The following is an 18981-nucleotide window of genomic DNA, read 5'->3' on the forward strand; positions in this document are numbered from 1 at the left end:
GCGCTTGCTGCCGTCCGGCGCGGTGTCGACCGTGTTCAGCCAGTCCGGCGCCGGGTCGCCGGCCTCGAACGAGGACGTGAACTCGGTCCCGGCGGTCGAGGTCCCGCCGCCCGGCAGGGCGACCGCCGCCCCCTGGGAACCCGCGGCCATGACGAAGGCGGCCGCGAAGACGACCGCCGGCGTCCATCTGTGCCGTGCTCTGCGTTGCATACGAGGGCACCCTCCCTGGTTCTCACAAAGCGCCGGACAACGTTGTCAAATTCGGCGCAAGGTCCAGTAGGGAGTCAAGTGACCAGTGGTGTCAAGGGCGTTGGGTGTGGCATTCGGGCGTGAAGTCCGGGATATTTCCCTCAAGGACGCCACAGGTGGCTCATATTTCCGCGAGGTCTCAACTCGGATAAGACCGACAGGGAACCTTGCGTTCGATCTTGCTCCGCCAGCCTGAAGTGGACTATACCTGTCGGCGTCCACGAAGCCGTTCGACCGATCGGAAGACGGACCCGGGGGGAGCCGGAAAGGTGGTTTGACGTGCGAAACGCGTCGGCCTCCTTGTTTTCCCAGCGATCCCGGTAGATGACGCACGAAGTACTTTCTGCACGACCCAGCTTGGCCTTACGCGGTGCCGGGGAGGATCCGGTTCACCGCCTGAGTCCTGGAGAAGGCGAGGACTTGCGCATGGGATCCACTTCCGCCGAGAACCACGGAGGCGTCGGCCGCCGCGACCTGATCAAGCGGTCCGCGGCCCTCGGCCTGATCTCCGTACCTGCGATGAGCTTCCTGTCCGCGTGCGCCAGTGGCGGCGGCGGTGGCGACGGCCAGGGCAAGGCCAAGGCGGGCAAGAAGACCGCGAAGAATCCGCTGGCGGTCAACGAGACCGCCAAGATGGAATTCGTCCTCTTCGACGGCGGCTTCGGCAAGGAGTACGCACAGGACGCCACCAAGATCTACCAGAAGGACTTCCCCAAGGCCACGGTGAAGTTCAGCGCCACGCAGAAGATCCAGTCCACGCTCCAGCCCCGGTTCAACCAGGGCAACCCGCCGGACCTCATCGACAACTCCGGCGCCGAGCAGATGGACATGGGCGTCCTCGTCGGCAAGAACCAGCTCTCCGACCTCACCCCGCTGCTGGACGCGCCGTCGTACGACGACCCGAACAAGAAGGTCCGCGACACGCTGCGGCCGGGCATCGTGGAGATGGGCCAGTTCGACGGCAAGCCGGTCTGGATCCTCTACTACGCCTACACGGTCTACGGCGTGTGGTACTCGCAGAAGGCCCTGGACTCGCTCGACGAGAAGTACCCCGAGACCTGGGACGAGATGCTCAAGGTCTGCGAGAAGGCCAAGAAGAAGGGCATCGCCGGCTGGACCTACGCCGGCAAGTACCCGTACTACATCCCCTTCTCGCTGTACCCGATGATCGCGAAGGTCGGTGGCCGCGAGGTCCTGGACGCCATCGACAACCTGGAGCCGAACGCCTGGAAGCACCCGGCGGTCAAGGCCTGTTTCGAGGCCTACTACGAGCTCTTCAAGAAGGGCTACATCCTCAAGGGCACCCCCGGCCTGGACCACATCCAGTCGCAGACCGCCTGGGCCAAGGGCAAGGCGCTGTTCATCCCGAACGGCTCCTGGGTCGAGAACGAGTCCGCGAACGTGATCCCGGCGGACTTCAACCTCGCGGTCTCCGCGCCCAGCGGCATCGACAGCTCCGACAAGATGCCGTTCGGCACCATCTGGGCCTCCGGCGGCGAGCCCTTCATCGTCCCCGCCAAGGCCGCGAACGCCGCGGGCGGCATGGAGCAGCTGCGCATCATGCTCAGCGAGGCGTCCTCCAAGAACTTCACCTCCAAGGTGAAGTCGCTGACCGCGTACAACGGCGGCACCACCGGCATCGAGCTGACCCCGGGCCTCAAGTCCGGCGTCGCGGCGCTGGAGAAGGCCGGCTCCAACGTGGTGAACCCCCGTCTGCAGGACTGGTACGTGCAGCTGCAGAAGGAGAAGATCGGTGTGGGTGGTCTCGGCGAGATGATGGCCGGGCGTCTCACCCCGGCGGAGGCCATCAAGAAGATCCAGGGCTTCGCCGACGAGGCTGCCAAGGACACGTCGATCAAGCACTACAAGCATCAGTGAGGGTTCGTCACCGGGGCCCGTGCGGCGGCCGGCCCGGCCGCCGCACGGGCCCCGGCGGCACCGTCCGCCCTTCAGATCGGGGTCGCTAGCAATGCAGCACGGCAAGTACCGGTTCATCGTGGGGTTCCTGGTGGTGCCCCTGGGGCTGTACGCGCTCTTCGTCGTCTGGCCGTTCATCCAGTCCATCTACTACTCGTTCACGGACTGGACGGGCCTGAGTCCCGACTTCAAGATGGTCGGCTTCGACAACTACAAGAGGATGTTCGACGACGAGATCTTCTGGAAGTCGTTGGAGCACAGTCTGCTGTTCGCCCTGGTGCTGCCGGTGGTGACGATCGGTCTGGCGCTGTTCTTCTCCTTCATGATCAACGTCGGCGGACGGCGCAGGAAAGGCGGACCGGTCATCACCGGCGTCCGCGGCTCCTCGTTCTACAAGATCGTCTACTTCTTCCCGCAGGTGCTGTCGATCGCCATCGTCGCCATTCTGTTCGCGTTCGCGTACAACCCGGACAGCGGCGCGATCAACTCCGTGCTGAGCGCGATCGGGCTCGACAGCGTCCAGCCGCTGTGGCTGGGCGACCCGAACCTCGCCCTGTGGTGCGTGATGGCCGTGCTGGTATGGTCGACGGTCGGCTTCTTCGTGGTCCTCTTCTCCGCCGGTATGGCCTCCATCCCGGCGGATCTGTACGAGGCCGCGCTGCTCGACGGCGCGAGCCGGTTCACCACCTTCTTCCGGATCACCCTGCCGCTGCTGTGGGACACCGTGCAGTCCGGCTGGGTCTACATGGGCATCCTCGCCCTCGGCGCGGAGTCGTTCGCGGTCGTACAGATCATGACGACCGGACCGGGCGGCCCCGACTACTCGACCACCGTCATGGTCCTGTACGTGTACCAGAAGGCGTTCCGTGACGGGCAGGCCGCCTACGCCACCACGATCGGCGTCGCCCTGCTGGTCGTCACGCTGGCCTTCGCGGCGATCGTGATGCGGCTGGGCCGGCGCGAGCGGCTGGAGTTCTGATCATGAAAACGACCGAGACCCCCGCCCCCGTTCCGGCCGAGTCCGGCGCCACCGTCGCCAAGGTCGGCGCACCGGCCGGCAAGGACACCCGCCAGAAGAAGGAGGGCGGTGTCCTCAACGTCTTCTCGCACGGCGTCCTGATCATCTGGGCGATCATGGTCGTCATGCCGCTGGCGTGGGCGGTGATGACGTCCTTCAAGACCGACGGCGCCATCTTCGGCTCGCCCTGGGCGCTGCCCGACAAGCTGCACTTCGACAACTGGGCGCGCGCGTGGAGCGACGCCCACATGAGCGACTACTTCCTCAACACCGTTCTGGTGGTGGGCGGTTCGCTCATCGGGACCCTGGTGCTCGGCTCGATGGCGGCGTACGTGCTGGCCCGGTTCGACTTCCCGGGCAACCGGTTCATCTACTACCTCTTCATCGGCGGCATGAGCTTCCCGATCATGCTGGCGCTGGTGCCGTTGTTCTACGTCGTGAACAACATGGGGCTGCTGAACACCATCCACGGGCTGATCCTGGTCTACATCGCCTACTCGCTGCCCTTCACGGTGTTCTTCCTGACGGCGTTCTTCCGGACCCTGCCGGCCTCGGTGGCGGAGGCCGCCTTCGTGGACGGCGCCTCGCACACCCGGACGTTCTTCCAGATCATGCTGCCGATGGCCAAGCCCGGCCTGATCAGCGTGGGGATCTTCAACTTCCTGGGGCAGTGGAACCAGTACATGCTGCCGACGGTGCTCAACACCGACCCGGACAAGCACGTGCTCACCCAGGGCCTGGTCCAGCTGGCCGTCAGCCAGGGCTACAAGGGCGACTGGTCCGGCCTCTTCGCGGGTCTGGTGATGGCGATGCTGCCGGTCCTGGCGGCGTACATCATCTTCCAGCGCCAGGTGGTGCAGGGCCTGACGGCGGGCGCCCTGAAGTAGCCGCCAGGGCTCTCACGGGCCCGTCAGCGCCCGCTCGCGCCCTTCCACGGCGAAAGCCGCCCCCGGCCACCGGGGGCGGCTTCGGCATGCCCTGCCGCGACGCCCGGCGGGCCGCTGCGCGGCGCCGCGGCACGCCTCCATAGGTGTGTCCAAGGACCCGGAAACGGTTCAACCTCTTGACGGGAGGCAACCCGAACGGCTCATCTTAGAGTTCACTTGTTGGATAGACGGGGCCTCACCGGAGCGGCCCCGCGCTCAGGAGGTCGTCGTGGAGACTCCAGGGTCGCAGTCATCGCTGCACCGAGCCAACCTGGAGCGGGTCGTACGTGCCGTGCGTCTTGCCGGATCCCTCACGCAGGCGGAGATCGCGCGGACCACGGGTCTGTCCGCGGCGACCGTCTCCAACATCGTGCGTGAGCTGAAGGACGGCGGAACGGTCCAGGTCACACCCACGTCCGCGGGCGGGCGCCGGGCCCGCAGCGTGTCCCTGAGCGGGGATGCCGGCATCGTGATCGGCGTCGACTTCGGGCACGCGCATTTGCGGGTCGCGATCGGGAATCTCGCCCACCAGGTGCTCGCCGAGGAGTCCGAGCCGCTGGACGTGGACGCCTCCTGGGTGCAGGGCTTCGACCGGGCGGAAGAGCTGGTCAACCGCCTGATCGCGGCCACTGGGGTCGACCGGTCCAAGATCGCCGGCGTGGGGCTGGGCGTGCCCGGTCCGATCGACGTGGAGTCCGGCACACTGGGCTCCACGGCGATCCTGCCCGGCTGGGGTGGCATCAAGCCCGCCGAGGAGCTGCGGGGGCGGCTCGGCGTGCCGGTGCACGTGGACAACGACGCCAACCTCGGTGCCCTGGGCGAACTGGTGTGGGGCAGCGGGCGCGGGGTGCGCGACCTGGCCTACATCAAGATCGCCAGCGGCGTCGGCGCCGGTCTGGTCATCAACGGGAAGATCTACCGCGGCCCCGGCGGCACAGCGGGCGAAATCGGGCATATTACTCTGGACGAATCCGGCCCGGTCTGCCGCTGCGGAAACCGGGGCTGCCTGGAGACCTTCACCGCCGCTCGGTACGTCCTCCCGCTGCTCCAGCCCAGTCATGGGATCGACCTGACCATGGAGGGCGTCGTACGGCTGGCGCGGGACGGCGACCCGGGGTGCCGTCGCGTGATCGCCGACGTCGGCCGTCACGTCGGCAGTGGGGTGGCCAATCTCTGCAATCTGCTCAACCCGAGCCGGGTGGTCCTCGGCGGTGATCTCGCGGAGGCCGGCGAGCTGGTTCTCGGGCCGATCAGGGAGTCCGTCGGGCGGTACGCCATCCCCAGCGCCGCGCGTCAACTCTCCATTCTTCCGGGGGCACTTGGCGGCCGTGCGGAGGTGCTGGGGGCGCTCGCCCTGGCGCTCAGCGAGATGGGCGATTCCACCCTTTTGGATGGGAGTGTGTCCGGTTCGCTGTCCATGGCCACCCCTGCCTTCACTTAGAGAACGGATGGCACCGTTGCCATCTCGTTAAGGATTTACTTCTTGACGTCGCACGCGTGGCCGAGTTGACTTCCAGCCACCTCGGCCGCAACGACGCGGCCTCGTCAGGGAGGTTTGAAGAAGTGAACACGCGTATGCGTCGTGCGGCCTTCGCCGTTGCTGCTGGTGCCATGGCCGTCTCGCTCGCCGCCTGTGGCAGCGCCAAGGAGTCCAGCAGCAAGGGCGACACCGGGAAACCGAGCGCCAGCAAGGGTGACGCCCTCACTGTCGGTCTGCTCCTGCCGGAGAACCAGACGGCCCGCTACGAGAAGTTCGACAAGCCGATCATCGAACAGCAGATCTCGAAGCTGACGAACGGCAAGGGCAAGGTCGAGTACCTCAACGCCAAGCAGGACGCGACCCTCCAGTCGCAGCAGATCGACACGATGATCACCAAGAAGGTCGACGTGCTGATCCTTGACGCGGTCGACTACAAGGCCGTCGCCCAGGGTGTCAAGAAGGCCAAGGACGCCGGCATCCCGGTCGTTGCGTACGACCGCCTTGCCGAGGGCCCGATCTCCGCCTACACGTCGTTCGACAACGAGGAGGTCGGCAAGACGCAGGGTCAGGCCCTGCTGAAGGCCCTGGGCTCCAAGGCCAAGTCCGGCAAGATCGTCATGATGAACGGCTCCGTGACCGACCCGAACGCCGCGCAGTTCAAGAAGGGCGCCCACGAGGTGCTCGACGGCAAGGTGAACGTCGGCAAGGAGTACGACACCAAGGAGTGGAAGCCGGAGAACGCCAACGCCAACATGGAGGGCGCCATCTCCGCCCTTGGCAAGGACAAGATCGTCGGCGTCTACTCCGCGAACGACGGCATGGCGGGCGGCATCATCACCGCGCTCAAGAGCGCGGGCCTGAAGAAGCTTCCCCCGGTCACCGGCCAGGACGCCGAACTCGCGGGCGTGCAGCGCATCGTGGCGGGCGAGCAGTACATGAGCGTCTTCAAGTCGTACCCGCAGGAGGCCGAGACCGTCGCCAAGATGGCCGTCTCCATCGCCAAGACCGGCAAGGTCGACAGCTCGCTCGGCGCCAGCACCGTCGACAGCGGCACCGAGAAGGGCATCCCGGCGGTCATCGTCCCGGTCGTCTCGCTGACGAAGGACAATATCCAGGACACGGTGATCAAGCAGGGCTACTACACGCTCGGCGACATCTGCACGGCCAAGTACAAGGCCGCCTGCGACAAGATCGGCCTGAAGTAACACCCGCGGGGGGTCGCCCCCGCGGCGGCCCTATAGGCCTGCACGGGAGATGCGCCCACCGTTCGCACGACCCGTGTCAGCACGTCCGGCGCCCCGCCGCCGACAGCCCCGCAGCACAACGGCGGGGCGCCGGACGGAACGCACCCCTCACTCTTATGTTCAACCTCCCGCCGGGGTCAGGCTCAGGCGGCGAAGGAGATGGTTCACGTGTCCGCTACGCCCGTGCTGGCGTTGCGCGGGGTCTCCAAGCGATTCGGTGCCGTCCAGGCGCTCACCGACGTAGAGCTTGAGGTCCACGCCGGAGAGGTGGTCGCCCTCGTCGGCGACAACGGCGCCGGCAAGTCCACCCTTGTCAAGACGATCGCGGGCGTGCATCCCATCGATGACGGTGTCATCGAGTGGGAGGGTAGCCCCGTCACGGTCAACCGGCCGCACGACGCCCAGAACCTGGGCATCGCGACGGTCTACCAGGACCTCGCCCTGTGCGACAACATCGACGTCGTCGGCAACCTGTACCTCGGTCGTGAGATCAAGCGCCGCGGTGTCCTGGACGAGGTCGAGATGGAGCGCCGCTCGCGCGAGCTGCTCCAGACCCTGTCCATCCGCATCCCCAGCGTGCGCATCCCGATCGCGTCGCTCTCCGGCGGTCAGCGTCAGGTCGTGGCCATCGCCCGTTCCATGCTCGGCGAGCCCAAGCTCGTCATCCTGGACGAGCCGACGGCCGCCCTCGGTGTCGAGCAGACCGCCCAGGTCCTCGACCTCGTCGAGCGGCTGCGTGAGCGCGGCCTCGCGGTCATCCTCATCAGCCACAACATGGCCGACGTCAAGGCCGTCGCCGACAAGGTTGCCGTGCTCCGCCTCGGCCGGAACAACGGCGTCTTCGAGGTCAGGACCACCTCGCAGGAGGAGATCATCTCTGCCATCACCGGCGCCACGGACAACGCCGTGACCCGTCGTGCGGCGCGCACCAACGCGGAGGCTCGGAAGTGAGCATCGACAAGTCCCAGGCCGCGTCCGTCGAGGGAACCGTGGACGCGCCCGCCGCCGCGGCCGACGCCGCCCCCGCCGTCGACCCCCGCCTCCTCGTGCGCGAGCAGGGTTTCGCGGGGTACGTCGTCGAGTTCAAGCGCAAGATGCGCGCCGGCGACCTCGGCGCCATGCCGGTCGTGGTCGGCCTCATCATCATCTGCGCGATCTTCCAGAGCCTCAACTCGGCCTTCCTCGGCGCGGAGAACCTCAACAACATCTTCGTCGCCATGGTGGCGACGGGCATGATGTCGGTGGGCATCATCTTCGTGCTGCTGCTCGGAGAGATCGACCTCTCCGTCGGTTCCGTCTCCGGTGTGTCGTCGGCGATCACTGCCGTGATGAGCGTCACCCACGGCATCAACGAGTGGCTCGCCGTGCTCGCCGCCCTCGCGGCCGGCGCGGTCATCGGTGCCCTGCACGGCTTCTTCTTCGCCCGCATCGGCGCTCCCGCTTTCGCGGTGACCCTGGCCGGTCTGCTCTTCTGGAACGGCTTCATGCTCCAGATCCTGGGGTCGAACGGCACGATCAACATCGACGGCGAGGGCGTGGTCGGCAAGCTCACCACGTACTACTTCTCGGACGTGGCCGCCGCCTACCTCCTGGCCGTCGTCGCGGTCGCTGGATACTTCCTGTCGGCCTTCCTCGGCAACCGCCGCCGCGCCGCCGCGGGCATCCCGTCCCGCCCGCTCAGCGACATCGTGCTGCGCACCGTGCTGCTCGCGGTCGCCGCGTTCGCCGTCGCGATCATGTTCAACCAGTACAAGGGCCTGCCGCTGGCGGTGCTGCTCTTCGCGATCGTCCTGGTCGGCAGTGACTTCGTGCTGCGCCGCACCGCGTACGGCCGCAAGGTCTTCGCGCTCGGTGGCAGCGTCGAGGCCTCCCGCCGCGCCGGCATCAACGTCACCGCGGTGCGGGTCTCGGTCTTCGCCATCGCGGGCTGCTTCGCCTCGGTCGGCGGTCTGTTCTGGGCCTCCAAGATCGCGGCCGCCAACCAGAGCGCCGGCTCCGGCGACCTGCTGATGAACGTCATCGCTGCGGCCGTCATCGGCGGCACCAGCCTCTTCGGTGGCCGGGGCCGCACCTGGAACGCGCTGCTCGGTGTCCTCGTGATCACGTCGATCCAGTACGGCCTTGCCCTCCAGGGCATCGCCACCCCGATCCAGTACATGATCACCGGTGGGGTGCTCCTCGCCACGGTCGTCATCGACTCGATCACCCGCAAGACGCAGAAGACGGCCGGCCGCGCCTGACCGCGGCCGACCGGCCGACTGGCCCGGCCGGCCGGACATCCGACCGGCCGACCGGCCGACCACAGGGCTGTGCCCGGCATCGACGGCGGTGCCGGGCACAGTTGTGCCCCGGGTGTTCCCCCGGGGTACAGCCGTTCGGGCTACGACCCACCGCCCGGGCACCGGCCGCTCAGGCGGAACATTAGACTCGTCGAGCCCGGCGAAAGCTCGATCAGCTCTACTGCAAGGAGGCACGGGTGCCGCTGCTGACCCGCATCACGGGACCGCGCGATCTGGACCGGCTCAGCCTGGAGGAGCTGGATCAGCTGGCAGAGGAGATCCGGACCTTTCTCGTCGAAGCGGTCTCCAAGACCGGCGGCCACCTCGGCCCCAACCTCGGTGTGGTGGAGCTGACCATCGCCCTGCACCGTGTCTTCCACTCGCCGAAGGACAAGGTGCTGTGGGACACCGGCCACCAGTCCTACGTGCACAAGCTGCTCACCGGCCGGCAGGACTTCTCGAGGCTGAAGATGAAGGGCGGCCTGTCCGGCTACCCCTCCCAGGCGGAGTCCGAGCACGACGTCATCGAGAACAGCCACGCCTCCACCGTCCTCGGCTGGGCCGACGGCATCGCCAAGGCCAACCAGATCCTCGAGCGCGACAGCCACGTCGTCGCGGTCATCGGCGACGGCGCGCTGACCGGCGGCATGGCCTGGGAGGCGCTCAACAACATCGCGGCCGCCAAGGACCGCCCGCTCGTCATCGTCGTCAACGACAACGAGCGCTCCTACGCGCCGACCATCGGCGGCCTCGCCAACCACCTCGCGACCCTGCGCACCACCGACGGCTACGAGCGCTTCCTCGCCCGCACCCGGGAGGTGCTGGAGCGCACCCCGGTCGTCGGCAGGCCCCTGTACGAGACTCTGCACGGCGCCAAGAAGGGCCTGAAGGACTTCATCGCCCCGCAGGGCATGTTCGAGGACCTGGGCCTGAAGTACGTCGGCCCGATCGACGGCCACGACATCGAGGCCCTGGAGTCGGCGCTCACCCGCGCCAAGCGCTTCGGCGGCCCGGTCATCGTGCACTGCCTCACCGAGAAGGGCCGCGGCTACCAGCCCGCCCTCCAGGACGAGGCCGACCGCTTCCACGCCGTCGGCAAGATCCACCCCGACACGGGCCTGCCGATCGCCACCTCCGGCGCCGACTGGACGTCCGTCTTCGGCGACGAGATGGTCAGGCTCGGCAAGGAGCGCAAGGACGTCGTCGCGATCACCGCGGCCATGCTCCAGCCGGTGGGCCTGGACAAGTTCGCCAAGGCATTCCCCGACCGGGTCTACGACGTCGGCATCGCCGAGCAGCACGGCGCGGTCTCCGCGGCCGGCCTCGCCCACGGTGGACTCCACCCCGTCTTCGCCGTCTACGCCACCTTCCTCAACCGCGCCTTCGACCAGGTCCTGATGGACGTGGCGCTGCACAAGTGCGGGGTCACCTTCGTCCTGGACCGGGCCGGCGTCACCGGCACCGACGGCGCCTCCCACAACGGCATGTGGGACATGTCCATCCTCCAGGTCGTCCCCGGCCTGCGTCTGGCCGCCCCGCGGGACGCCGACCAGGTCCGCGCCCAGCTGCGCGAGGCCGTCCAGGTCGACGACGCGCCGACCGTGGTCCGCTTCTCCAAGGGCGCCGTCGGCCCCGCCGTGCCCGCCGTGGGCCGCGTCGGCGGCATGGACGTCCTGCGCGAGCCGGGCACCGACACCCCGGACGTCCTGCTGGTCTCCGTCGGGGCGCTCGCCCCGATGTGCCTGGAGATCGCCACACTCCTGGACAAGCAGGGCATCTCCACCACCGTCGTCGACCCCCGCTGGGTCAAGCCCGTCGACGAGGCCATGGCCCCGCTCGCCGAACGGCACCGCGTGGTCGTCACCGTCGAGGACAACTCCCGCGTGGGCGGGGTCGGCTCCACGATCGCCCAGGCGCTGCGGGACGCGGGTGTCGACGTTCCGCTGCGTGACTTCGGCATCCCGCCGCGCTTCCTCGACCACGCCTCGCGTGCCGAGGTGATGGCGGAGATCGGCCTGACCGCGCCCGACATCGCCCGCCAGGTCACCGGCCTCGTCTCCCGGCTCGACGGCCGGTTCGAGCGCACGGCCGCCGAGGTGGACTCGGCGGTGCAGCCCGCCCGCGACTAGAGCCTCCGGCACGGCACGGAGCCTCGCTCCGGGCCCTCGGCACGGGCACGGAGCCCCGCTCCGGCCGATGCCGCATGGATCCCGAAATGAGCCGGTTCCGTCACCTCCTACGGGTGGCGGAACCGGCTCACGTGCGTGAACCTGCCAGTGCCGGGGCATACGCACCCCCGGCCCTCTCGATCATGTCGAGCCATGTCGAGGACGACAAGCGTGGGAGGTACGCGTGAGCAACACGCTGTTCCGGACGAAGAACGTCGAACAGTCGATCCAGGACACCGAGGAACCCGAGCACGCGCTGCGAAAATCCCTGTCCGCGCTCGACCTGACCGTCTTCGGCGTCGGCGTCATCATCGGCACCGGCATCTTCGTCCTCACCGGCACGGCCGCCAAGAACACCGCCGGCCCCGCAGTGTCCCTCTCCTTCGTCGTCGCCGGTGTCGTCTGCGCGCTCGCCGCCCTCTGCTACGCCGAGTTCGCCTCCACGGTCCCCGTGGCCGGATCGGCGTACACCTTCTCCTACGCCTCCCTCGGCGAGTTCCCCGCCTGGATCATCGGCTGGGACCTGGTGCTGGAGCTGGCGCTGGGCACGGCGGTGGTCGCCGTCGGCTGGTCCGGTTACATCCACTCGCTGCTCGACAACGCGGGCTGGCACCTGCCCGCGGCGCTCAGCGGCCGGGACGCCGCCAGCGGCTTCGGCTTCGACATCCTGGCCGCCCTGCTCGTCCTGGTCCTCACTGCCATCCTCGTCCTCGGGATGAAACTGTCCGCGCGGGTCACCTCCGTGGTCGTCGCCGTCAAGGTGGCGGTCGTCCTCGTCGTGATCATCGCCGGTGCCTTCTTCATCCACAGCGGCAACTACGAGCCGTTCGTCCCCAAGGCGCAGCCGGTGCCGGCGGGCGGCAACCTCAAGGCGCCGCTCATCCAGCTGATGTTCGGCTGGGCGCCGTCCAATTTCGGCGTCATGGGCATCTTCACCGCCGCGTCCGTCGTCTTCTTCGCCTTCATCGGCTTCGACGTCGTGGCCACCGCGGCCGAGGAGACCCGCAACCCGCAGCGCGACGTCCCGCGCGGCATCATCGGCTCGCTCATCATCTGCACGGCGCTGTACGTCGCCGTGTCGATCGTCGTCACCGGCATGCAGAAATACAGCTCACTGTCCGTGGACGCCCCGCTCGCCGACGCCTTCAAGGCCACCGGGCACCCGTGGTTCGCCGGTCTGATCAGCTTCGGCGCCGCCGTGGGCCTGACCACGGTGTGCATGATCCTTCTCCTGGGGCAGGCCCGGGTCTTCTTCGCCATGAGCCGTGACGGCCTGCTGCCGCGGTTCTTCTCCCACACCCACCCGCGCTTCAGGACCCCCTACCGGCCGACGATCCTGCTCGGCGTGGTCATCGCCGTCGTGGCCGGTTTCACCAGCCTCAGCGAGCTGGCGGAGCTGGTGAACATCGGCACGCTGTTCGCCTTCATCGTCGTCGCGATCAGCGTGGTCATCCTCCGCAGGACCCGCCCCGACCTGCCCCGCGCCTTCCGCACCCCGCTGGTGCCGGTCGTCCCGATCCTGTCGGTGCTGGCCTCCCTGTGGCTGATGCTGAACCTGCCCGCCGAGACCTGGCTGCGGTTCGCCATCTGGATGGCGATCGGCTTCGTCGTGTACTTCTTCTACGGCCGCACCCACAGCCGCCTCGCCCTGCGCGAGTCCACCGCACCCACCAGGACACCGGGCACGGACGCCGGCACGCCGTGACCGTCCGGCCCCGGGGTCACCGGGCGGTCAGCCGCGCACCGACCGCGGTCCGGTGACCTCGGCGCCCAACTCGCCCACCCGGTGGCGCAGTTCCCGGTCGGCCGTGACGACCAGGACGGGGCGGCCGCCGGCCCGCTCGACCAGTTCGACGATGCGGTCGTCGCCGCTGCCGGAGGCGGCCTCGACGCGTACGCCCGGCACCGTGCTCACTCCGCGCGCCGCGCCCTCGACGACCAGGACGATCTCGGCCCGGTCGGCGAGCTGCGGCACGCCGTGCTCCGCCAGCCGGTCCCGCAGGCGCTCCGCGGCCCCCCTGCGGTCCCGCCACCAGCCGTCGGGCACCGACCCGACGACGTTCGCACCGTCGACGATCACGAGCAGGGCAGGGGTCTCGTCCATGGATTCAGGGTCGCACGGGGCGCGGAGCGCACAGGGCCGGGCCGAGGGCTTTCTCCGGCCCGCCTAGGTTGAGCGCGTGAACGGCGACTGGCCCCGCTGCGGCCGCGACGGCCGGCTCAGTGTCCACCTGCCCTCGGACGACGCCGTACGGTGCCGGGCCGAGCGGTGGCCCGACGGTCCCTGGGACGCGCCACGGCGGGTGGGCGGCGACCAGAAGCTGTACCCGGCGCTCGCCGTCGGGCAGGGCACCGACCGCTACGCGCACCTGGTCTCCTGGCGGCCCACCGGCAAAGGCGAGTCCGGCCTCGTGCACTCCACCCAGTTCCGCCCCCGGCTCTCGGCCCTGGACTTCAGGCCCGTCGGGCATCCGGACAACAGGCGGGTGGGCGGCGACCAGAAGCTGTACCCGGCGCTCGCCGTCGGGCAGGGCACCGACCGCTACGCGCACCTGGTCTCCGGGCGGCCCACCGGCAAAGGCGAGTCCGGCCTCGTGCACTCCACCCAGTTCCGCCCCCGGCTCTCGGCCCTGGACTTCAGGCCCGTCGGGCATCCGGACAACAAGGGCCACCGCACCGGCGCCCCCGCCGGCGCGGTCGACACGGCCGGGCGTACCCACCTCTTCGTCCGGAACCGGGGCGGCGGCGTGAGCATGGTGGCCCAGAAGGAGAAGGGCGGCTGGACGGCCTGGTGCGACCTGAAGGGCCGTGAGGTCCAGGACGGCCTGGCGGCCGTCACGGGCGAGTCCGGCCGCGTGGAGCTGTACGCGGCCGTCCCCGGCGGCCTGCTGCACTGGCGCCAGGGGGAGTCCGGCGGCCGGCCGGTCCTGGAGGAGGCGCTGAAGGCCGCCGTCCGCCCGGGCACCCTGTACGCCTGGCCACCTCGCGGAATTGCACCACCGTGTTCCACACCGGCGACTCGGGCGGCCTGTGCGCCTGGCGGCCGGGCGGCGAACCGGTCGCCCTGCTCGCCTCCGCCGGCCCCGGCCCGGTCGTCGCCGCGCGCTGCGAACTGGACGGCTGCGACTGCAGGTTGCTGGTGCGGCGCTCGCTCGGCGGCCGAGTGGCCTTCGCCGCCTGTCCCACCGAGGAGGAGTCGGCGGGCGCCTGGTGGACCTGGACCGAGTCGGGGCCCGGGCTTCCGGAGGACGCCGAGGCTCCTCATCGCGGCGACGCTGTCCCCGTCCACCGGCCGGCTCCTGCTCACCTCCCGCAAGGACGAGCCCGGGCCGGCGCTCCAGGCGTGGCGGGAGGTGTGAGCGGGGGCCGGGAACGGGGCAGGAGTCAGCGTCTTCCCGGGGGTGTTCCCCGGCTCAGGAACTGCCGCCCTTGGCCGGGGACTTCTTCGCGGACTCGGGGATCGGGGAGTCGCTGCGGATGGCCTTCCACAGCTCCGACGCCTGCGGCTCCGCGGCCACCACGCGGTTGGGGTCGATCTTGTCGTACGCCACCGGCAGCATGATCGTCTCCATCGTCGAGGGATCGACACCGTTCAAGCTGCGCCCGAACTCCGCCAGCTTGGTGAGCGAGGCGAGGTCGGAGTCGGTGGTGAGGGACGCGGTGAGCTTGTCGGCGATCTTGTAGGTCTTGGTGGGGCTGCCCAGCAGGTCCTGCTTCTTGATCTCGCTCAGCAGGGCCAGCATGAACTTCTGCTGGAGGCCGATGCGCCCGAGGTCGCTGCCGTCGCCTATGCCGTGCCGGGTGCGGACGAACTGCAGCGCCTGCGTGCCGTTGAGCCGGTGGGTGCCGGCCGGCATGTGCAGGCCGCTGGACTTGTCGTCGATGTCCTGGTCGGTGGTGACGGTCACGCCGCCGATCGCGTCCACCAGCCCCTTGAAACCGGCGAAGTCTATCTCGACGTAGTGGTCCATCCGGACGCCGGAGATCTGCTCCACGGTCTTGACCACGCAGGCCGGGCCGACCTGGGAGTAGATGGAGTTGAACATCACACGCTTCGCCGAGGGCACCTTGGTACCGTCGGACTTCGTGCACTCGGGCCGGGTGACCAGGGTGTCGCGCGGGATGCTGATGCCGACGGCCTTGGTGCGGCCCTCGGGTATGTGCATCACCAGCGCGGTGTCGGAGCGGGCGCCGGAGACGTGGCCGGCGTCCAGCGCGGCGTTCGCGCCGGCTCGCGAGTCGGAGCCCAGGATCAGTATGTTCTGGCCGGAGGTGGGCAGCTTCTGGGGCCGGTCGTCGCCGATGGCCTTGTCGATGTCGACGCCCTTGATGTTGCCGTTCAGATCGCTGTACAGCCAGTACGCGGTGCCGCCGGCGGCCAGGACGAGCACGCCCAGGGCGATCAGGATGTTCCTGCCCCGGTGGCGGCCCTTGGCGCGGCCTCGGTCCCGTCCTCGACCGCCGTGGCGCCGGGGCGGCGTGTCGGAGTCGTTGTGCTGAGGGGTCGAGACATGGCTCATCCTGATCCGAGTCCTCGTCGGTCGTGGCCCCGAAGGGCGGTGGCGTGAGTGGCGTGAGGACTCGGGTGGGGGGAGAGCCGGTCCGCGTGTTGCCCGATCGATACCGCACTATAGGCAGAGCGACGACTGATCCTGTACGAAAAGCGACGCATTTGTAAACATCCGGCCAGCAAATAGTATGCGGGTCGCGAGCATGTCGGATCACGGGCGGGGAAGGGCGTAGCAGGACCATGGGGGTCGGTACCGCGCGTGACCACGGGCGACGAGAGCAGCGAGGCGGGGGCGTGGCCCCCGGCCCGGCCGAGGGCCGGTTTTCCGACGTACGGTCAGGTCCCTGGCTGCTGCCGGGACACGACGGCCGGCTCCTCGTCTACGCCCTCGTCGACCAGACCGTACTGCGCTGGACCGAGGCGGGCCCCGGCGGCCCCGACTGGCTCGGCCCGGACGCCCTGCCCGCGCCGGACGTCACCCGGCTCGTCGTCGCCCAGGGCGGCAACCGCTACGCCCATCTCCTGGGCCGCCGGGTGCGCGAGGGCCGCGGCGGCCGTCTCGCCGTCGACTTCGTCTACGCGATCCAGTACCAGGCGGGCCGGCCGATGAGCGAGTGGACGTCGGTCGGCAGCCCGCAGACCAAGCAGTCCCCGAGCGAGCGGACCGGACTGCCGGCCGCCGCGGTGAACACGGCGGGCATCCTGTACGTCTTCGCGCCGACCGCCGACGGCCGTGTCGTCCTGCGGCGCGAGGACGCCAAGGGACGCTGGGAGCCGTGGCTGGACCTGAAGGTGACCGCCGCACTGGACACCCCGGCGGCGGTGGCCACCTCCGCCGGCCACGTGGAACTCCTCGTCCCGGGCCGCACCGGAGCCCTGACGTGGTATCAGCGCAAACCGGGCGCGGCCCTGGAGCGCGGCCACGACCTGTCGGTGGCCGCGCTGCCCGGCTCTGTCACCGGACTGGAGACCTCGCCGGGCCGGGTCACGTGGTACCTCACGGACATGCACAACGGCGGCATCGTCGCGGTACGCGCCGGGGAGTGGCCGATCCCGCTGGGCGGCGATCCGGGCGACGGACGCCACGCGGCCCTCGCGACCGTCCTGGACGGACACCCGTGCACGGTGCTCGCGCACCGCGACGCCGAAGGCCGGGCCGTGCTGGGCGTCTGCCCCGCCGAGGACGAGCGCAACGGGGTGTGGTGGAGCGACGCGGGCACCGCCTGCGTGGGCGATCCCGTGCTCGCCCGGGACGCCCGGGGCCGGGTCGTCGCACTGGCCGTGACACCGGACGGTGACCTGGTCCTGTCCCGTCAGACGGACGCCCCGGGACTGGTGCTCGGCGACTGGATCCGCATATGACCGCGCCGGCCGCCTCGCGCACCGCGCCGGCGTCCGGACCGGGCACCCCGCTCGGCACGAAGCCGCGCACCGAGCCGGGAACCGCACCGGGCACCACGTCGGAAAGCGCCGGCGCGCCGAGGGGAGTGAGGGCATGACTCGCAGGTCCGTACGCGGTGCGGGAGCCGCTGTCGCCGACTCCGCGGGGGAGGGGGCCGAGCTGGTCGCCGTGGTCGTCCCCGAACCCCGGGACGCGGTGCCGCTCGTCGCCCTGCAGCCCTCCGGCGCCGAGGTCGTCGTCGTCTGCCTGCGGGCCGGCGCGAAGGGGGACCGGGCGGCGCTCGACGACGCCCTCGCCACGGCCGCCGACCGCGGTTGCCGGGTCGCCGGCGGCGCCAGGGTGCTCGGAGCGGACGGCTCCGAGGTGGCCGCCGCCCTTCTCGACGAGCTGCGGGACCTCGAGCCGGACCGGGTGCACACGCTGGACCCGGATCCGGTCCACGTCGGCTTCGACCAGGCGAGCGGCATGCCGTCGTACGACGTTCCGTCCGCCCACGCCGAGACCGCCGCCGAGGCGCTCGCCGCCGCCCGGGCCCTCCAGCGCGAAACCGGTCGGCCGGTGTCCGTCGACTGCCATCGGGCGGGCTCCGACCCGCAGTTCGGCGCCGTCGCCGGCCGCCGGTACCCCGTGTCCGGCAGCTGGTTGTCGGCGGGCTTCGACGGACGCCTGACCGCCTTCCTGCCCACGGCCGCGGGCCTGGTGCGCCGGTTCCAGCGGGTGCCGGGCGGCGGGTGGAGCGGCCCGGAGCTCGTGGAGGGCGGCGGGCTGGCCCCCGGCCTGCTCGTGGTGCCCGATCCGGCCGGGCTCCCGCACCTGTTCGCCCTGCGCAGGACCCCCCGGGGCGACGGCGGCGTGGACGTGGAGATAGTCCATGCCGCCCAGTACCGCACCAGTGAGCCGCCGACCCCATGGCAGTCGCTGGGCGGTCCCAACGCGGGCGACTGGCGCCGGGGACGCGGAGTCGGCTTCCCCGCCGCCGCGTTCGACGCCGCGGGCAATCTCTTCGTCTTCGCCCGCAACTTCGGGCACAGCATCAGCTACCTCTGCCGGGCCGCCGACGGCACGGTCACGCCGTGGCGGCACCTGGGCGGCACCCGGGTCGCCGACGAACTCGTCGCCGTGTCCACCCCGTACGGCGGGGTCGAGGTGTACGGGCGGATGCGCGACCAGGCGGGCGTGGTGCGCTGGTACCCGGGTCCGGACGGTCAGTGGGCCGAGGATCCGCGGCCGCCGTTCGTTCCCCGCCCGGGCACCCTGGCGCCGGCCGCCGAGCCGGGAGCCGTCCTCTTCCGGGACCTGCGTACCAACGAGGCCTGCGTCTGGGTTCCCGGCACGCCCCGGCCCTGCCCGCTCGGCGAGGCCGACGGGACGGGCCCGGTGACCGGGGTGCCGGGGGTGGAGCTGGACGGCTGGCCGTACACCGTGCTGCTGCGCCAGGGACCGGACGGGCGCTGCGCGATGGGCGCCCACCCCGAGGGGCGCCCCGACACGGGTGTGTGGTGGCAGGACCTGGCGATGGCCTCCTACGGCCCGCCGGCCGCGGCGCTCAGCCGCAGGGGGCTGCTCGCGGTCGCGGCCGGAGCTCCGGGCGGACGGCTGCTGGTGGCCGAGCGCCGGGGCCCGGACGGGCTGGACCTCACCGCGCCGCGACTGGTCTGACCGGTCGTGAGCTGTCCAAAGGGTGAGCAAAAATAGCGAAAAGTGAAACTCGCAAAAGGTTGTACGGAAAATTTGTGATCAAAGTCGCTGTTAGTTGCCAGTAAATGTCCGTCGACACCTAGTTGAAGC

At 70.0% G+C, this 18981-nt stretch carries 15 protein-coding genes; 12 read left to right on the top strand and 3 right to left on the bottom strand.

The annotated features are described in order from the left end of the window. A partial coding sequence (locus BZY54_RS32815) for a hypothetical protein (RefSeq protein WP_143668173.1) occupies positions 1 to 210 on the bottom strand: 210 nt, incomplete at its 3' end. A gap of 465 nt (positions 211 to 675) precedes the next feature. Here BZY54_RS32815 and ngcE point away from each other — a divergent pair. The 9 genes from ngcE to BZY54_RS32860 all read left to right on the top strand — a co-directional run bounded on the left by ngcE (position 676) and on the right by BZY54_RS32860 (position 12986). After that, positions 676 to 2127, top strand: coding sequence for an N-acetylglucosamine/diacetylchitobiose ABC transporter substrate-binding protein (gene ngcE / locus BZY54_RS32820; protein ID WP_086728966.1), 1452 nt, complete (start codon positions 676 to 678; stop codon positions 2125 to 2127). A gap of 91 nt (positions 2128 to 2218) precedes the next feature. Beyond that, on the top strand, positions 2219 to 3145 hold the full coding sequence (locus BZY54_RS32825; protein WP_086728967.1) for a carbohydrate ABC transporter permease: 927 nt from the start codon (positions 2219 to 2221) through the stop codon (positions 3143 to 3145). Between the two features lie 2 nt (positions 3146 to 3147). Beyond that, the gene (locus BZY54_RS32830) at positions 3148 to 4071 is read left to right on the top strand and encodes a carbohydrate ABC transporter permease (protein ID WP_086728968.1); all 924 of its coding nucleotides are present in this window, start codon (positions 3148 to 3150) and stop codon (positions 4069 to 4071) included. Between the two features lie 268 nt (positions 4072 to 4339). Then, entirely contained in the window at positions 4340 to 5551 is a 1212-nt protein-coding gene (locus BZY54_RS32835; RefSeq protein ID WP_086728969.1) for an ROK family transcriptional regulator, read from the top strand. A 122-nt stretch (positions 5552 to 5673) separates the two neighbouring features. Continuing rightward, positions 5674 to 6795 carry a sugar ABC transporter substrate-binding protein gene (locus BZY54_RS32840; protein ID WP_086728970.1) on the top strand — a complete coding sequence of 374 codons (1122 nt, stop codon included), beginning with the start codon at positions 5674 to 5676 and terminating at the stop codon, positions 6793 to 6795. A 198-nt stretch (positions 6796 to 6993) separates the two neighbouring features. Further along, positions 6994 to 7785 (top strand): ATP-binding cassette domain-containing protein, encoded by a 792-nt coding sequence (locus BZY54_RS32845; protein WP_167414109.1) that lies wholly within the window; start codon positions 6994 to 6996, stop codon positions 7783 to 7785. After that, positions 7782 to 9074, top strand: a complete 1293-nt coding sequence (locus tag BZY54_RS32850) for a sugar ABC transporter permease (RefSeq protein ID WP_086728972.1) — start codon at positions 7782 to 7784, stop codon at positions 9072 to 9074. Before BZY54_RS32845 ends, BZY54_RS32850 begins: the two co-directional genes overlap by 4 nt. Positions 9075 to 9310: 236 nt before the next feature. Further along, positions 9311 to 11242: a 1-deoxy-D-xylulose-5-phosphate synthase gene (dxs, locus tag BZY54_RS32855; RefSeq protein ID WP_086728973.1), complete on the top strand. Its 1932-nt coding sequence runs from the start codon at positions 9311 to 9313 to the stop codon at positions 11240 to 11242. A gap of 223 nt (positions 11243 to 11465) precedes the next feature. Next, positions 11466 to 12986, top strand: a complete 1521-nt coding sequence (locus BZY54_RS32860) for an amino acid permease (RefSeq protein ID WP_086728974.1) — start codon at positions 11466 to 11468, stop codon at positions 12984 to 12986. Positions 12987 to 13013: 27 nt separating this feature from the next. Here the strand turns inward: BZY54_RS32860 and BZY54_RS32865 are convergent, their stop codons facing one another. Continuing rightward, a complete protein-coding gene (locus BZY54_RS32865; RefSeq protein ID WP_086728975.1) occupies positions 13014 to 13385 on the bottom strand; it encodes a PIN domain-containing protein in 372 nt (123 codons plus the stop codon). A 76-nt stretch (positions 13386 to 13461) separates the two neighbouring features. Here BZY54_RS32865 and BZY54_RS32870 point away from each other — a divergent pair, with 76 nt between their 5' ends. Next, a complete protein-coding gene (locus BZY54_RS32870) occupies positions 13462 to 14640 on the top strand; it encodes a PLL family lectin (protein WP_425276339.1) in 1179 nt (392 codons plus the stop codon). 54 nt (positions 14641 to 14694) lie between these two features. On the opposite strand, the gene BZY54_RS32875 is transcribed toward BZY54_RS32870, so the two are convergent. Continuing rightward, on the bottom strand, positions 14695 to 15801 hold the full coding sequence (locus BZY54_RS32875; RefSeq protein ID WP_086728976.1) for an LCP family protein: 1107 nt from the start codon (positions 15799 to 15801) through the stop codon (positions 14695 to 14697). A 284-nt stretch (positions 15802 to 16085) separates the two neighbouring features. Here BZY54_RS32875 and BZY54_RS32880 point away from each other — a divergent pair, with 284 nt between their 5' ends. Next, a complete protein-coding gene (locus BZY54_RS32880) occupies positions 16086 to 17153 on the top strand; it encodes a PLL family lectin (protein ID WP_086728977.1) in 1068 nt (355 codons plus the stop codon). A gap of 133 nt (positions 17154 to 17286) precedes the next feature. Next, a complete protein-coding gene (locus BZY54_RS32885) occupies positions 17287 to 18852 on the top strand; it encodes a PLL family lectin (protein WP_086728978.1) in 1566 nt (521 codons plus the stop codon). Positions 18853 to 18981: the final 129 nt, after the last annotated feature.

Origin of the sequence: Streptomyces carpinensis (assembly GCF_002154505.1) — a bacterium.
Taxonomy (GTDB): Bacteria; Actinomycetota; Actinomycetes; order Streptomycetales; family Streptomycetaceae; genus Streptomyces; species Streptomyces carpinensis.

Bases quoted from the DNA above. Each gene is read 5' to 3' on its own strand.
- BZY54_RS32875 (WP_086728976.1), bottom strand. From the start codon at position 15,801: ATGAGCCATGTCTCGACCCCTCAGCACAACGACTCCGACACGCCGCCC.
- BZY54_RS32830 (WP_086728968.1), top strand. From the start codon at position 3,148: ATGAAAACGACCGAGACCCCCGCCCCCGTTCCGGCCGAGTCCGGCGCC.
- BZY54_RS32865 (WP_086728975.1), bottom strand. From the start codon at position 13,385: ATGGACGAGACCCCTGCCCTGCTCGTGATCGTCGACGGTGCGAACGTC.
- BZY54_RS32845 (WP_167414109.1), top strand. From the start codon at position 6,994: ATGGTTCACGTGTCCGCTACGCCCGTGCTGGCGTTGCGCGGGGTCTCC.
- BZY54_RS32885 (WP_086728978.1), top strand. From the start codon at position 17,287: ATGACTCGCAGGTCCGTACGCGGTGCGGGAGCCGCTGTCGCCGACTCC.
- BZY54_RS32825 (WP_086728967.1), top strand. From the start codon at position 2,219: ATGCAGCACGGCAAGTACCGGTTCATCGTGGGGTTCCTGGTGGTGCCC.
- ngcE (WP_086728966.1), top strand. From the start codon at position 676: ATGGGATCCACTTCCGCCGAGAACCACGGAGGCGTCGGCCGCCGCGAC.